Source organism: Aquiflexum sp. (assembly GCF_041751335.1).
In the GTDB taxonomy this organism is placed as follows: Bacteria; Bacteroidota; Bacteroidia; order Cytophagales; family Cyclobacteriaceae; genus Aquiflexum.
The window spans coordinates 1-14,998 of record NZ_JBGSXS010000239.1; the positions used below are offsets into that span (position 1 = coordinate 1).

The window sequence follows — 14,998 nt, forward strand, 5'->3', positions numbered from 1 at the left end:
GGGGTGAGTAAGAACCGGTACCTTTACAATCAAGGCGCAGGGGAAGTCACTTTCGATACCGAAAGGATACCTGAACTCAACATCGACCTGACCCAGTTCAGGGCCTATGATCCGACCTTGGGGAGGTGGTGGCAGGTGGATCCGATGGCCAGTGAGATGTCAAGCTGGACTCCGTATAACTACAGCTTCAACAACCCCATTAGGTTCAATGATCCTTTGGGTGATCGTCCCTCGGCTACGTTTAATGTTGGTCAAAGTGATGATTCCATAGGGCAAGACCAGTCTGAGGACTGGTTTGGGAACCAGCGGGCAATGAATTCCAATGAGGGGAGAGATGGACAAGATCATGTACCGAGTGGTGGGGATAAGGATAAGAAAAAGGAGGACAAGGAAAAAAAAGATGTGGTATATAATGATCTTGGGAAGCCCATGGCAACAGGACAGGCAGATCATGATCTTACAATAGAAGGATTTGCACTTCCCATCTTTAGTTTTCTAAAAGTACTAAAGATTCCTGGGGTTCAGGATTTCTTCAAGGCATTTGCCTCTAAGTCGAGTGCACAAGGATTTAAATCTCTGGGAGCCGCTGCAAAAGGGTTCTCCAAGAACAGCTTCAAGGCAGTTGATTCCAACTTGTTATCCAAGCACGGCATAGCAGATATTCACATATTCAAGCAGGGATTTCTTGGAAGAAATGCTGTGCTAAAACACTACGATGTTGTGAAGCATACTCACAGTGGAGAGCTACTAATAATAAGGAAGTCCACTCAAGAAATTATTGAATACACTGGAACCTTTATAAAATGAGATATACATCCAAAGCATATACGTATTTTTCTATCAGCGGGAAAAATTTTGATACTCAGGACTTTGTTAATCTGATTCAGATTACACCAACCAAAGTAGGCGAAAATCGACTTGGTGAGAAGTTTTGGGAATACAAAATTGAGGCAACCGATTCAGATCAAGATTTAGATAAGGCTATAGAGAAGCTCATTCAAATTTTTAATCCAAAGTCAAACGAGATTCAAGCCTATGCATCTCAGAAAGGTTTGTACATCAAAATATTTGTAGTTATTCAAAGTAAGAATAATGAGGATAATGGCGTGTTTCTAAATAGGAACTTTATCAAGTTCCTTGGTGACATGGGCGCGGAAATCGAAATTGATATCTATAATTAGTACGTGTTTCGATGAAAGAGATGCTAGAAAATAAAATTTGTTTGTTAGCAAGACTGGTCTTCGTTCTTATCAATTTTTTTATTTTCCAGTTTGGTATCATATCTGCCTTTGTCCGATCAGTTTTTATCAAAATCATCAGACTGCTATTTTAGAAGTTTATATATGATGAAATTGAACATTCGGTTTGTGTGGAAGTTGGTCGTACTGGTGTGCTAATCCGAGTACCCCATCTGGGTGAAGATTGGCGAAGGCGCTAGGTGTAGATTGCATCTACACCTTCTTATTTTTGGAATTTGTAATTCCAGTTTTGTATAAGTACTTTTAGTTATGGGGGAAGCATATCAAATTAGAGATCAGGAAATACCCTATTTTTTAACATTCCAAGTGGTGGGATGGGCAGATGTATTTTCCAGAAAACTGTATCGGGATTTTATCTTGGAGAATCTTACTTATTGCAGAAATGAAAAAGGACTTTTCCTCTTTGGTTACGTCATTATGACCAATCACCTTCATTTGGTGGTCCAACAAAAGGATGGGAATTTGTCAGGATGGGTAAGAGATTTTAAGAAGTTCACAAGTAAGAAATTGCTTAAAATGGTATTAGAAAATCCACAGGAGAGCAGAAAGGAATGGTTGAAGATGATTTTTACGTATCATGCGAAATCTAATAAAAGATCTGGGGAAATGCAGTTTTGGACACATGAAAACCATGCCATTGAGCTTTACCGACCGGAAATGATAGAAAGTAGGATGAATTATATACATGAGAATCCGGTTAGAGCGGGAATAGTAGATAAATCAGAAGATTATTTGTATTCCAGTGCTAGAAATTACTCTGGGTTAAAAGGTCTAATTGAAGTGGATTATTGGTGAATTTAGGATATATTCCAATTGTAAATTGGTTAGAATAAAAGGGTGTAGTTGCAAACTACACCCAGCTGCCGCCGGAAGCCTAAACTACACCGAGGGGGGGAGATCGTCCCTCGGCTACGTTTAATATTAATCAAACCAATGATAACATAGGTCAGGACCAGTCTAAAGACTGGTTTGGGGAGCAAGGTGCAATGAATTCCAATGGGGGCGGAGGAGGAATACAGAAATATTTGCCAAGTGGTGGGGATAAGGATAAGAAGGAAAATCAAGAAAAGAAAGAAGAGATTAAAATTGAGAATAATATTAGCGGCCAGAACAAGGTGTCTTCTAATGCTATGACCATTGGAATTGGAGTTGGCATAAGTCTGGAAGGAGTTGGAATAGCTATAAGTAGATACACTCCCGTTGGATTGGCTGGTGTTGGGGGATGGCAGATCGGAAATTCGATAGGAAATAATATTGAGATAGTCACTGAAACCTTAGCAGGATGGTTAGTTGGATTAGGAGTATCTCCAGAGGTACTGTTTGCAAAGGATAGATTAAAGGGAGGAAAACAGGGACAAAGAGATAGGGATTATGGATTGCCTCCTGAATTATTTGACTGGTATCATAACGGTGGTGGTAAAGCACAACATGGAGGGCAAAATATTGGAAGTGAATATGGACCATCACCTGGTGAGATTTTACAAGAATGGAAAGATTTAGGTCGACCAAGTGGATCGAAGCCAAAGGGGAAAAAATAAATATGGAAAAATTATTATGAACAGTTTTGAAGCACTAATTGAAGATTTAGAATCGTCTATATTGGAGAAAAAAATTGAGACAATAAAATATATTGGCGAAGTTCAGTATAAAGAATTCGAGCCGATATTATTGAAATTGTTGTCCAATGAAGAAGATATAAATGTTTTAAATGCATTAGCTTTAAGCCTTGGAAAATTGGAATGTAATGAAGCTGTTCCTATACTTATGAATTATATTAGGAATCCTAAATTTAAAAACACAAGAGGATCCTTTATCTATGCATTGTTGGATTTAGATTGTAGGGAATATTTCTTGGATTTTGCAAGGATGATATGTGAAGGCGATTTTGAAGTGTATAGCCATTCTTTTTCGATTTTTGAATCCATTGTTGATGATGTGAGTTACGAATTGAAATTCGAAGCAAAAAAAATTCTTGAAAGGCAGCAAAAAATAGAACTAACTAAAACTGAAAGTAAATATCCTCAGTATGAGCGGATTAATTATATAAATGAAGCATTGGAATTATTGAATTAGTTATTGGTAAAGATGAATGAATATAGGATGATCTATAGTTTTTTTCTCTCTTAAAGCTTCCACCATATATTTGAAGGTACTTTTTCCTGTTCATTTCATGGGATTGAAAAAGCTTGAGTTTTACCAATAGAGTTTATCTCCTAGGTTCACATCCTTGAAAAGGGAAAAATTTTATTATCTTCCCAAGCGGAAAACAAACATGAGAACCCGAACCATGGGTTCAGGATCGAAAAGGGTGGATTTATGGAAGCCCCTTCTGGGTGAAGTTTGGCGAAGATGCTAGGAGTTGTCCCGGACAGCTCTCGGGAGCATCTAAATCTCTTTATATAAGGCCTATCTGGGTGAAGATTGGCGAAGGTGCAAGGTGATGACCTGACCCAATTCAGGGCATATGACCCGGCCATGGGGAGATGGTGCCAGCTGGATCCGATGGCCAGCGAGATGTCAAGCTGCTGGACTCCTTACAACTACAGCTTCAACAATCCGGTCAGGTTCAATGTATAAACTACATCCGGAAGGGGATTACTATTTAGCCAAGAATACTGCTGAAATTTCTAAAGAACTTAACTTTTTAAAACACTCCTAAGTTTCTCCATATCCTTACTGATCTTGATATCCAGGATTTTTGCATAATGCTGAGTCTGTTTCAGGGATTTGTGTCCGAGCATTTTTGAGACAGTTTCAATGGGAACACCGTTTCCTAATGTTATCGTGGTCGCAAATGTATGCCTGGCGATATGAAAGGTCAGCTGTTTGTTGATTCCACATACATCGGCGATTTCCTTCAAATAAGAATTCATTTTCTGATTGCTCAAAACCGGTAATACATATCCTTTATTCTTACAATATGGATAGTCATTATATTTTTGGATAATAACCATTGCCTGAGAAAGTAATGGAAGTCTAGTTGGAGTTTCTGTTTTTTGTCTTTGGGTAAAAATCCATTGTTCACCATCTATTCCCAATTTGATATGATCCTTTTTCAGGTTTTTGACATCTATATAGGCAAGTCCTGTATAGCAGCAAAAAAGAAATATATCCCTGACCTGTGATAATCTTTCAATACCAAAATCCTTATTCCGGATACTGAGTAATTCTTCATTGCTCAATACCTCCCTTACAACTTCCTTTTTTACCATTTTGTATCCAAAGAATGGATCCCTGATCAGCCATCCTTTTTTGACACAGGAGAGGACAATCTTCTTAAAATTTGACAGATATTTTACAGTTGTATTGTGGCTGCAATTCCTGACAGTTTTCAACCAGAATTCATAGTCTGAAATAAATTCATAATTGAGTTGGTGGATTTCAATGTCATCTTTTTGGAATTTCCATTGAATGAAAGATCTGGTATGGTCCAAAGATGTCCTGTAACGCTGAAGGGTCCCTGCAGCGAATCCTTTTCCTACCAGTGCTTCGAGCTGTTCATTGTGCACCTGAAAGACCTCCAATATTTGTTTCCGATCCTCAGTTTTCCCAAGGAGAATATTTTTGATGTTTTCGGCTGTCACATCTTTGTTGTTGTCCATTAGGATTATTTTGGCTTGAAGGATTTTCATTTGAAACGAATCCAGGGAGGCATTCAGCTGTCTCACCTCTTCTTTGTTTCCCATTGCCCGTCCCAGCCCTTGATTCCACTTATGAACTTCACATACTCTTTTCGTGGAGATTTCCCTTGAATCACCGTCTACGGTCACCCTAGCGTAGATATACTTCTCCGATTTCTTACTGTTTTTGGTTGTTTTTAGAAAAAACATCAATCCAAAGCTTTTGTCTAACATAATGTTGTTTTTTTATTGGTTAAATAAATATCGAAAAACAGGCTAACCAATACAAGATGTTCAGCTATTGAACATGTTGTTATTCAGTAGTTTAAACCACCTAAAAAGCGTCTTTTTTTTGAAACCAAAGAACGCCACGAATGACGCTTTTGAATTTTGGGTATTTTTGAAAAATTTGGTGGATTTGGCACCAAAAACAAAAAGCCCACAGTTTGCGGACTGTAGGCTTTTTATAAATAAAATGATGTAAAATTGGTTGAAAATGTGCTTAAAATCGCTTTAAATCCACTTTTTCAATTTCTCAGCTCATTTCGATCAAATCTGGAAAATCTTTAATTCTTCAAATTTGAACGTTTTGTAAGCCATTTTCGCAGAGGAGGAGGGATTCGAACCCCCGGTACCTCACGGTACAACGGTTTTCAAGACCGCCGCGATCGACCACTCTGCCACTCCTCTATTTAATCCTAAAACGAATTGCTCGATTACGGATTGCAAATGTAGCCCTTAACTTTGATTTTGCAAATCGAGATCAGCCAAAAATGTTTTCGTTTGCTTTAAATCATTGATTTCCTGAAATATTGAATTGAAAGTTTCTGAGGATAGGATTTTTTTAGATCGATGTCGGATGTCCGATGACCGATGTTGGGAAGTTGGGGAGTGGGAAGTTTGGAAGTAGTGTTCAGTAGGCAGTCTCAGTAGGCAGTCTCAGTAGGCAGTCTTAGTAGGCAGTCTCAGTAGGCAGTCTCAGTAGGCAGTCTCAGTAAGCAGTCTCAGTAAGCAGTCTCAGTAAGCAGTCTCAGTTGGCAGTCTCAGTTGGCAGTCGCATTAAGCAGTGGGTAGGCATACCTCACAGTGGGGAAGTTTAAAGGTGGCAGTAGGTACTAAAGACTGAAAATTTTCTTCAATTTGAGGATTTAATGAGGATATGAAAATTAGATAATGTATCGAAAAATCCCGTATTTTAAAGGTTTATTAATTCAACCAAAAATGACTAAAACCACCACTTACCTGACCTTCGTATTGATATGTTCTTTATTGATTGCTTGCAGCCAACAAGATGATTCTGGAGATAATTCCGATTCGCTTCCCCGGATTGCTATTGCGGGGATAGCCATTGAATCGAGTACTTTTTCTCCGGCAGTGAGTGAAATGGATGCCTTCAGGGTCAGTAGGGGTGAGGAGATTTTTAACCTCTATCCGTTTTTCTCTACGGATTCGACAAATAGAAACCGGGCCAACTGGTTTCCGGCTTTGTATGCACGATCCTTACCTGGCGGGGCGGTGACAAGGGAAACCTATGAATCACTGGTTATCGAAATGCTCGAAAAACTTCAGGAGAATACTCCTTATGATGGGATGTTTTTGGATATACATGGTGCGATGAGTGTGGTGGGATTGGATGATCCTGAAGGGGATCTGATCACCAGAATCCGTGGGGTTATTGGTTCGGAAACAATGATATCTACCTCTATGGACCTGCATGGCAGTGTATCTTGGCGCTTGGCCGAAAATACTGACCTGATTACCTGCTACCGAATGGCACCCCATGAAGATGCCATGGAATCAAAGAAAAGAACTGTGGATAATCTCTTGAATAGGCTTGAATTGGGATTGGCAAAACCAAAATTTAAGGCTTGGATTGCAGTGCCAATTTTATTGCCTGGTGAAAAAACCAGCACAAGGGTTGAGCCTGCTAAGAGTCTGTATGATAAAGTTGCTCCGATAGCAGATCAGGAAGGGGTAGTGGATGCCGGGATCTGGATTGGCTATGCTTGGGCCGATGAACCAAGAAATCAGGCCTACGTCATGGTCACAGGTGATGATCAACAAAAAGTTAAAGAAGGTGCAGAGTATCTGGCCAAAAGTTTTTGGGAGGTAAGAAAGGAATTTGATTTTATTGCCCCCACAGCCACCTTGAAGGAAAGCCTTGAAAAAGCCATTGTAAGTGACATGAGGCCATTTATCATCAGCGATATGGGAGATAACCCTACAGCTGGAGGGGCAGGGGATGTAACCTGGACGCTGCGGGAAATTCTTTCCCGTCCTGAATTTAAAACAGATAAGGGACCTTCTGTGATTTATGCTTCCATTCCAGGACCTGATTTTGTGGAAATGGCTGTCAAAGCCGGGGTAGGGGCAGAGGTGGAAGGTGATGCAGGTGCAATGGTGGATGACCGATATGCTCCCCCGATTCGATTAAAAGGGACGATCACGGCCATCGAACACGGTGACCAACATGCACAGACTGAGGTTGTGGTCAAAGTGGGTAGTGTATCAGTGATTGTAACAAAAAGGCGCAAACCCTATCACCATGAAGCGGATTTTACAAATTTGGGGCTGAACCCAAGAGAAGCAGATATTGTGGTCGTAAAGATTGGCTATTTGGTGCCGGAGTTATATGATATGCGGGCCGATTGGATCATGGCTTTGACCCCGGGAGGCGTAGATCAGGATTTGGATCGATTAGAGTTCAAACGTATCAACCGTCCCATGTTTCCTTTCGACAAGGATATGAAGGATCCTGATCTTAAGGCAAAGTTGGTCCCGGTGAAGTGATCATTCTTTCAGTGCCGCCCATGTGAGAGTCTTCACTCATATCCTTGAGTCGAAAGAGAAACCATGAAAAAATTTCAGCCGTCAAACTAATTTTAATCGGGAATAAGGACTTTTTTATATCGTCCGTACCTACGGTACTTTTGGGCCCTTGTTTTCTTTTTTAACCCGGCAATAAATTACCGAGCTATTATATGGGTCATGCCGATGGCATTTTCTCTTTACTAAAATGAGAGCCCTGTTTTTGTCGCAAATGTGAGTGTCTCCACTCACATCCCATCCCACTTGATGTATTGCGAAATTATGGAATCAGACTTTACCTAAAATAAAATCGGGACAAAAGGCTTCTAGTTCCTACTTCGAAAATCTGACCATAGATTTTGCTTTTTTTTATTTCAGTTTGGAAAGTGCCTCCTCCAATGCATTGATTTTAGCTTCTGCATCGACCAGTTTTTTCTTTTCGTTTTCAACTACTGCGGCAGGAGCACCTGCTACAAAGCGTTCGTTACTGAGTTTTTTCAAAACCGAATTCAGGAATCCTTTGGTATATTCCAGGTCTTTGCGGATGTTTTCTATTTCTTCCTCCACATTGACTTGTCCTTCCATTGGAATAAAACATTCATCAGACTTCACTATAAAGCTTACTGCATTTTCCAAAGCATCGCCAAAGGAAACCTCCGTTAAATTGGATAGTTTCTTCAACACTGCTTCAAAACGCTGATAAAGCATTGGCTGATTTGTTTTGATCGTTAGAGAGAAAGCTTCTTTTGGAGAGATTCCTTTAGATGCCCGGATGTTTCTTATCTGTGAAACCAGCTCAAATACCTGATTGGCCTCTTCAATCTGAATTTTGTTGAATACATTGGCTTTTGGCCATTCCGCTACAATCAACGCCTCATGGGTATTTCGATCTTTAATCTGATGCCAAAGTTCTTCTGTCAGGAATGGCATAAAAGGATGCAGGATTTTTAGTATTTCCTCAAAGAATATGATGGTTTTATTGTAGGTCTCTGCATCTATTGGCTGCTGGTAGGCTGGCTTGATCATTTCCAAATACCAAGAACAGAAATCATCCCACACCAATTTGTAGGTTGCCATCAGGGCATCCGAAATTCGGAACTTGTTGAAGTGGTCTTCTATTTCGGTCAGAGCCTCATTGAAGCGATTATCAAACCATTCAATGGATGCCTTGTTGCTTTCACCGGATAGCTTATCATCAATTTCCCAACCCTTGACCAATCTGAAAGCATTCCAGATTTTGTTGGCAAAGTTCCTTCCCTGTTCAACCAATTTCTCATCATATGGCAAATCATTGCCGGCAGGAGAACTGAACAACATTCCTGTTCTGACACCATCGGCACCAAAGTTTTTGATCAGTTCGAGTGGATCGGGTGAGTTCCCTAAAGATTTGGACATCTTTCTACCAAGCTTGTCCCTTACAATCCCTGTAAGGTATACATTTCTGAATGGCTTGTCATCCATGTATTCATACCCAGATATGATCATTCTAGCTACCCAAAAGAAAAGGATTTCAGGAGCTGTGACTAGGTCATTGGTAGGGTAATAGTATTTGAGTTCTTCGTTTTTATTTCCTGAAGAGAAAACTTCAGTGTCAAACACAGAGATAGGCCATAACCATGAAGAAAACCAGGTGTCGAGGACATCATCGTCCTGCTTGAGGTCTTCCAATTTGTAGCTGGTATTGAATTTTTTGTTTGCAATTTGTACCGCTTCTTTATTTGTCTTGGCTACAACAAATTCCCCGTTTGGGAGATAGTATGCTGGTATCTGATGTCCCCACCACAATTGTCTTGATATACACCAATCCCTTACATTCTCCATCCAAGATCGGTACATGTTTTTGAACTTGGGTGGATGTAGTTGGATGATGTCATCCATGACCGAACTCAAAGCCGGCATGGTAATATCCTCCATTTTCAGAAACCATTGCAAAGAAAGCTTTGGTTCTACCACTGCATCAGTTCTCTCGGAATGCCCGACATTGGATTTATAGTCTTCAATCTTTTCGAGTTGACCTGCTTCATCCAATAATTTACTGATCTTCTTTCTAGCAATGAAACGGTCTTCACCTATCAGAATTTTGGCTTTTTCATTCAAAGTCCCATCATCATTTAAGATGTCGATGACTTCAAGTTTATGCTTTACTCCCAGCTCATAATCATTGACATCATGGGCTGGGGTGACCTTTAGACATCCTGTACCAAATTCCATGTCCACATACTCATCTTCAATGATCGGTATGGCTCTGTTGATCAATGGAATAATGGCCTGTTTTCCTTTGAGATGGTTAAAGCGTGGGTCATTTGGATTGATACAGATGGCCACATCCGCCATGATGGTTTCAGGACGGGTTGTCGCTATGGTCAAGTGATCATTTTCAGTCCCTTCAATTTTATATTGGATATAATACAGCTTGGAGGATATTTCTTTGGTAACCACCTCATCGTCTGAAAGCGCAGTTTTTCCCTGTGGATCCCAATTGACCATTCGGATTCCCCTATAGATTTTACCTTTGTGGTATAAGTCGATAAAAACAGAAATGACAGCATCACTGAGATCGGCATCCATGGTAAATTTGGTCCGGTCCCAATCGCAGGAGGCACCTAGTTTTTTTAGCTGTTCAAGGATGATTCCACCATATTTTTCTTTCCATTCCCAGGCGTATTTCAAAAATTCCTCTCGGGTCAAAGATTTTTTATCAATACCTCTTTCTTTAAGCATTGCCACTACCTTGGCCTCCGTCGCGATGGATGCATGGTCGGTTCCGGGAACCCAACAGGCATTTTTTCCTTCCATTCTTGCTTTACGAATCAATACATCCTGAATCGTATTATTGAGCATATGGCCCATGTGCAATACTCCAGTGACATTTGGTGGAGGAATGACGATGGTATAAGGTTCTTTGCTATGATCTACTTTGGAGGAGAAAAATCTGTTTTCCATCCAGTAGGCATACCATTTTGCTTCAACGGATTCAGGGCTGTATTTGGTAGCTAATGACATATGTTATTTTGTAATGAAAACTTCAAGGCGCAAAATTAAGATAAAATACTTTTAGACCTAGTTGTTTTTAGTAGGCAAAGTTCAGTTTCAGTAATCAGTGTAACTTGTCAAACTGCTATTGCCTCCTGAAAACTGCAACTGCTTACTACCTACCGAAAACTGCGACTGCCTACTGAACACTGCCTACTAAATACAGGGACTGCCTACAGCAAACTGCGACTGCATACTAGTAAAAGTTGGAATAAAAAAAACCGGAAAATATTCTCCGGCTTTGATTTGAGTGTTATAAAGTTATGTACATACGCAATGATGCCAATAAAATGATAATTCAATATTTCTTGCTAGGAAACTGAATTGTCCAGCACATCGGACATCCGACTTCGGACATCCAACCTGTTTGAAGTAGAATATTGGGTTACTGGCAAAGAAGCGGATATATACATACGCAATGATGCCAATAAAATGATAATTCAATATTTCTTGCTAGGAAACTGAATTGTCCAGCACATCGGACATCCGACTTCGGACATCCGACCTGTTTGAAGTAGAATATTGGGTTACTGGCAAAGAAGCGGATAACCATTTATAAAGTTTCTAAATCTTACTTTTTGATCTTTGAGAAATCAAAAGTCTCCAGAAATTTAGTGGTAAAATTACCTGCTCTGAACTCGGGGTCGTCCAATAAGGCAATATGGAAAGGAATGGTTGTCTTTATACCATCAATTACAAATTCTTCCAATGCTCTCTTCATTCTGACAATGACTTCTTCTCTGGATTGACCACTGACTATCAGTTTGGCGATCATGGAATCATAATTTGGTGGGATGACATATCCTGCATAAACATGGCTGTCAACTCTCACGCCTCTGCCCCCTGGCATATGCAGATTTAGAATTTTTCCCGGACTTGGTCGGAAACCATTGATGGGATCTTCTGCATTGATCCGGCATTCCATGGCAAACAATTTCGGATAATAGTTTTTGCCAGTAATTTTTTCTCCGGCAGCTACCTTAATCTGTTCTTTGATCAGGTCAAAATCAGTTACTTCTTCGGTAATGGGATGCTCTACCTGGATTCGTGTATTCATTTCCATAAAATAGAAATTCCTGTCTTTATCCACCAAGAACTCGATTGTTCCTGCACCCTCGTATTTGATGGCCTCAGCGCCTTTAATGGCAGCATTTCCCATAGCTTCTCTAAGTTCATCAGTCATAAATGGTGAAGGAGTTTCTTCTACCAGTTTTTGATGTCTCCGTTGTATAGAGCAATCTCTTTCAGAAAGGTGGCAGGCGTTTCCGTCGCTGTCCCCAACTATCTGAATCTCGATATGCCTTGGTTCTTCTACATATTTTTCAAGATATAGACCGTCATTTCCGAAAGCAGCACTGGATTCCTGTCTGGCATCATCCCATGCTTTTTTGAATTCACTTTCCTGACGGACTATTCTCATTCCTTTTCCTCCACCACCTGCAGTGGCTTTAAGAATCACAGGATAGCCCATTTCTGTGGCTATTTTAATTCCATGAGCCATATTTTCCATCAGCCCTTCTGATCCTGGAATAGTAGGAACACCTGCTATCTTCATGGTTGCTTTGGCAGTAGCTTTGTCACCCATTTTATTGATCATCTCAGGACTAGCACCTATAAACTTGATACCATATTCCTCACAAATTCTTGAAAACTCAGCGTTTTCAGAAAGAAATCCATAACCTGGATGTATGGCATCTGCATTTGTAATTTCCGCGGCAGCGATAATTCTAGGAATATTAAGATAAGATTCTCTGCTTGGGGCAGGGCCAATGCAAACAGCTTCGTCTGCAAATCGTACATGCAGGCTGTCTTTATCAGCTGTAGAATAGACTGCCACAGTTTTGATTCCCATCTCCTTACAGGTGCGGATTACTCTTAAGGCAATTTCTCCTCGGTTGGCTATTAATATTTTTTTAAACACGGTAAATCGGGTTAGTGAAACAAAATTATCCAGCTGGATCTACTAAGAATAATGGTTGGTCATATTCCACAGGAGTGGCATTATCAACCAATACTTTTACTATTTTCCCTGAAACTTCGGATTCTATTTCATTAAAAAGTTTCATGGCTTCAATAATACACACTGTTTGGCCGGCTGAAACTGAATCTCCAACCCCAACAAAAGGATCAGAATCAGGATTTGAAGTACGGTAAAATGTCCCGATCATAGGGGATTTGATTTCAATCAACTTGGAGTTCTCTTCTTTGGCCACGACGGGGGCAGAGGCTGCCTGAGCTGGAGCTACGGGTGCTGCTGCTACTGGAGCAGCGATTGGGTTGGGCTCAAGTTTTACTGTGGGTGCTTCTGAATATTTTTTTATAGAAAGTTTGAATTCGTCTGTTTCTATTTTCACTTCAGCAAGCCCTGAGTTTGAAATGAAGTCTATTAAATCCTGTATTTCTTTTGCTTTCATGATGCGTTTAGTTTATGAAAATCCTATTAGTAAATTGGTCTTGATTGGAATTAAAATAAAGAAGCTGTTTAAATTAAAGAATTTAAACAGCTTTTTAAAGTTATTTTACTCTTTCGGAGTAAGATCCATCCCTTGTATCCACCTTGATCATGATATCCTGATCAACAAACAATGGGACCATGACAACAGCACCTGTTTCCAAAGTTGCTTGTTTCATTGCATTTGTCGCAGTATCACCCTTGATGCCAGGCTCTGTGTAAGTGATCATTAGTTCCACGAAAGGTGGAAGTTCGACGGAAAGTGGTGTTTCTGTTTCTGCATGGACCAGAATATCCACTATTTGCCCTTCTTTTAGAAGATTTGATCTTTCTATTAATTTTTCAGGTATTGGGATTTGCTCGAATGTGTCAGTATCCATAAAATTGTAGCCAAAGTCATCCGCATAAATGAATTGGTGGGGTCTTTTCTCTACTCTAGCGGTGGTCACTTTTTCTCCTGCATTAAATGTCTTGTCCAGAACCTTTCCTGTATTGAGGCTTTTTAATTTGGTTCTGACAAATGCAGCACCTTTCCCAGGTTTGACGTGCTGAAATTCTACTATGGAATAAATGTCGTTGTTCATTTCCAGACACAGTCCATTTTTGAAGTCTGCGGTACTTGCCATTTTAAGTATTTAGGTTAATTGTTTATTTTATTTTGGGTCATAGCCCCATTTGAGGTAAATCGCACCCCAAGTAAATCCTCCTCCAAAAGCGGCTAGAATAATGTTATCGCCTTTTTTGAGCTGAGGTTCATAATCCCACAGGCATAGAGGTAAAGTTCCCGCGGTGGTATTTCCATATTTTTCTATATTCAGCATGACCTTATCAGGACCTATCCCCATTCGGTTAGCCGTTGCATCAATAATCCTTTTATTGGCTTGATGAGGCACCAGCCAAGCGACATCTGCCGCAGTCAGGTTATTTTTCGCCATTATATTGGCACTTACTTCTGCCATGTTGGTAACAGCAAATTTAAATACCGATGAACCTTCTTGAAATGCATAATGCTCTCTATTGGCAATCGTTTCGGTGGTTGCAGGTTTTCTGCTACCGCCTGCTTTCATATGAAGATATGGCGCACCGGATCCATCTGAATGTAATAATGAATCCAAGACTCCAACTTCTTCCGTCGTGGGCTCAAGAAGGACAGCCCCGCCACCATCGCCAAAAATGATACAAGTAGCTCTATCTTGATAGTCAATAATAGATGACATTTTATCTGCACCAACGATAATCACTTTTTTGTGCATTCCAGTTTCTATAAACTGGCTTCCCATAGTCAAGGCATATAAAAATCCTGAACAGGCAGCGGAAATATCAAAACTATAGCTTTTGGTTGCCCCAACACCGTCGGCTATGATGTTAGCAGTTGCAGGAAAAGGCATGTCAGGGGTTACCGTTGCACAAATGATTAGATCAATTTCTTCAGGATCTGTATTTGTCTTTTTCAGTAGACCTTTAATTGCGTTGATTCCGATGATGGAAGTGCCTTTGTTATCTCCTTTGAGAATTCTTCTTTCTTTGATTCCCGTTCTGGTAATGATCCATTCATCATTGGTGTCCACCATGGTTTCAAGCTCTCGGTTGGTCAAAATATATTCGGGTACCCATCCATGAACTCCGGTAATAACTGCTCTGGTTTTTTTCATTCAATGATTATTTAAGGCTTATTTTAGAATCGACGACCCTGCAATATATAACTTTGATTTAATTAGGGGAGGTACCTTGATCAGTCTGATTGCTTTTTAATCAAGGTCCAAAATTATCTAAAAAGCACTTTTTCACCAAAGAATTTTGGTTTTTGAATGCTTTTAAACAAAGAT

General features: G+C 40.1%; 13 protein-coding genes and 1 tRNA gene. 7 read left to right on the forward strand and 7 right to left on the reverse strand.

Going from position 1 to position 14,998, the window contains the following annotated elements:
* From ACEW8U_RS13135 to ACEW8U_RS13160, 6 genes are all read left to right on the forward strand, one after another.
* On the forward strand, positions 1–807 hold an 807-nt coding region (locus ACEW8U_RS13135), incomplete at its 5' end, for an RHS repeat domain-containing protein (protein ID WP_373522510.1).
* Positions 804–1,181, forward strand: coding sequence for a DUF4279 domain-containing protein (locus ACEW8U_RS13140; protein ID WP_373522511.1), 378 nt, complete (start codon positions 804–806; stop codon positions 1,179–1,181). The genes ACEW8U_RS13135 and ACEW8U_RS13140, both read left to right, overlap by 4 nt.
* A gap of 327 nt (positions 1,182–1,508) precedes the next feature.
* Complete coding sequence (locus tag ACEW8U_RS13145; RefSeq protein ID WP_373522512.1) at positions 1,509–2,054, forward strand: transposase; 546 nt, start codon at positions 1,509–1,511, stop codon at positions 2,052–2,054.
* 191 nt (positions 2,055–2,245) lie between these two features.
* Entirely contained in the window at positions 2,246–2,797 is a 552-nt protein-coding gene (locus ACEW8U_RS13150; RefSeq protein WP_373522513.1) for a hypothetical protein, read from the forward strand.
* A gap of 16 nt (positions 2,798–2,813) precedes the next feature.
* Positions 2,814–3,332, forward strand: coding sequence for a HEAT repeat domain-containing protein (locus tag ACEW8U_RS13155; RefSeq protein ID WP_373522514.1), 519 nt, complete (start codon positions 2,814–2,816; stop codon positions 3,330–3,332).
* Between the two features lie 357 nt (positions 3,333–3,689).
* Positions 3,690–3,836: an RHS repeat-associated core domain-containing protein gene (locus tag ACEW8U_RS13160; RefSeq protein ID WP_373522553.1), complete on the forward strand. Its 147-nt coding sequence runs from the start codon at positions 3,690–3,692 to the stop codon at positions 3,834–3,836.
* 59 nt (positions 3,837–3,895) lie between these two features.
* Here the strand turns inward: ACEW8U_RS13160 and ACEW8U_RS13165 are convergent, their stop codons facing one another.
* Both ACEW8U_RS13165 and ACEW8U_RS13170 read right to left on the reverse strand, forming a co-directional pair.
* A complete protein-coding gene (locus tag ACEW8U_RS13165) occupies positions 3,896–5,113 on the reverse strand; it encodes a site-specific integrase (RefSeq protein WP_373522515.1) in 1,218 nt (405 codons plus the stop codon).
* A 371-nt stretch (positions 5,114–5,484) separates the two neighbouring features.
* Positions 5,485–5,569 (reverse strand) — tRNA-Ser (locus ACEW8U_RS13170).
* A 531-nt stretch (positions 5,570–6,100) separates the two neighbouring features.
* Between ACEW8U_RS13170 and ACEW8U_RS13175 the strand changes: the two genes are divergently transcribed.
* Complete coding sequence (locus tag ACEW8U_RS13175) at positions 6,101–7,669, forward strand: M81 family metallopeptidase (protein ID WP_373522516.1); 1,569 nt, start codon at positions 6,101–6,103, stop codon at positions 7,667–7,669.
* Positions 7,670–8,056: 387 nt separating this feature from the next.
* Here ACEW8U_RS13175 and ACEW8U_RS13180 read toward each other — a convergent pair whose 3' ends face one another.
* From ACEW8U_RS13180 to ACEW8U_RS13200, 5 genes are all read right to left on the reverse strand, one after another.
* The gene (locus ACEW8U_RS13180; RefSeq protein WP_373522517.1) at positions 8,057–10,690 is read right to left on the reverse strand and encodes a valine--tRNA ligase; all 2,634 of its coding nucleotides are present in this window, start codon (positions 10,688–10,690) and stop codon (positions 8,057–8,059) included.
* 601 nt (positions 10,691–11,291) lie between these two features.
* Positions 11,292–12,641, reverse strand: a complete 1,350-nt coding sequence (gene accC / locus ACEW8U_RS13185) for an acetyl-CoA carboxylase biotin carboxylase subunit (RefSeq protein WP_373522518.1) — start codon at positions 12,639–12,641, stop codon at positions 11,292–11,294.
* A gap of 25 nt (positions 12,642–12,666) precedes the next feature.
* Entirely contained in the window at positions 12,667–13,134 is a 468-nt protein-coding gene (accB, locus tag ACEW8U_RS13190; RefSeq protein ID WP_373522519.1) for an acetyl-CoA carboxylase biotin carboxyl carrier protein, read from the reverse strand.
* A gap of 100 nt (positions 13,135–13,234) precedes the next feature.
* Positions 13,235–13,798: an elongation factor P gene (gene efp, locus ACEW8U_RS13195; RefSeq protein ID WP_373522520.1), complete on the reverse strand. Its 564-nt coding sequence runs from the start codon at positions 13,796–13,798 to the stop codon at positions 13,235–13,237.
* 27 nt (positions 13,799–13,825) lie between these two features.
* Positions 13,826–14,824, reverse strand: coding sequence for a beta-ketoacyl-ACP synthase III (locus ACEW8U_RS13200; protein ID WP_373522521.1), 999 nt, complete (start codon positions 14,822–14,824; stop codon positions 13,826–13,828).
* Positions 14,825–14,998: the final 174 nt, after the last annotated feature.

Coding starts and splice junctions, on each gene's coding strand:
- ACEW8U_RS13155 (WP_373522514.1), top strand. CDS start 2,814: ATGAACAGTTTTGAAGCACTAATTGAAGATTTAGAATCGTCTATATTG.
- efp (WP_373522520.1), bottom strand. CDS start 13,798: ATGGCAAGTACCGCAGACTTCAAAAATGGACTGTGTCTGGAAATGAAC.
- ACEW8U_RS13140 (WP_373522511.1), top strand. CDS start 804: ATGAGATATACATCCAAAGCATATACGTATTTTTCTATCAGCGGGAAA.
- ACEW8U_RS13150 (WP_373522513.1), top strand. CDS start 2,246: ATGAATTCCAATGGGGGCGGAGGAGGAATACAGAAATATTTGCCAAGT.
- ACEW8U_RS13165 (WP_373522515.1), bottom strand. CDS start 5,113: ATGTTAGACAAAAGCTTTGGATTGATGTTTTTTCTAAAAACAACCAAA.
- ACEW8U_RS13145 (WP_373522512.1), top strand. CDS start 1,509: ATGGGGGAAGCATATCAAATTAGAGATCAGGAAATACCCTATTTTTTA.
- accB (WP_373522519.1), bottom strand. CDS start 13,134: ATGAAAGCAAAAGAAATACAGGATTTAATAGACTTCATTTCAAACTCA.
- ACEW8U_RS13180 (WP_373522517.1), bottom strand. CDS start 10,690: ATGTCATTAGCTACCAAATACAGCCCTGAATCCGTTGAAGCAAAATGG.
- ACEW8U_RS13200 (WP_373522521.1), bottom strand. CDS start 14,824: ATGAAAAAAACCAGAGCAGTTATTACCGGAGTTCATGGATGGGTACCC.
- ACEW8U_RS13175 (WP_373522516.1), top strand. CDS start 6,101: ATGACTAAAACCACCACTTACCTGACCTTCGTATTGATATGTTCTTTA.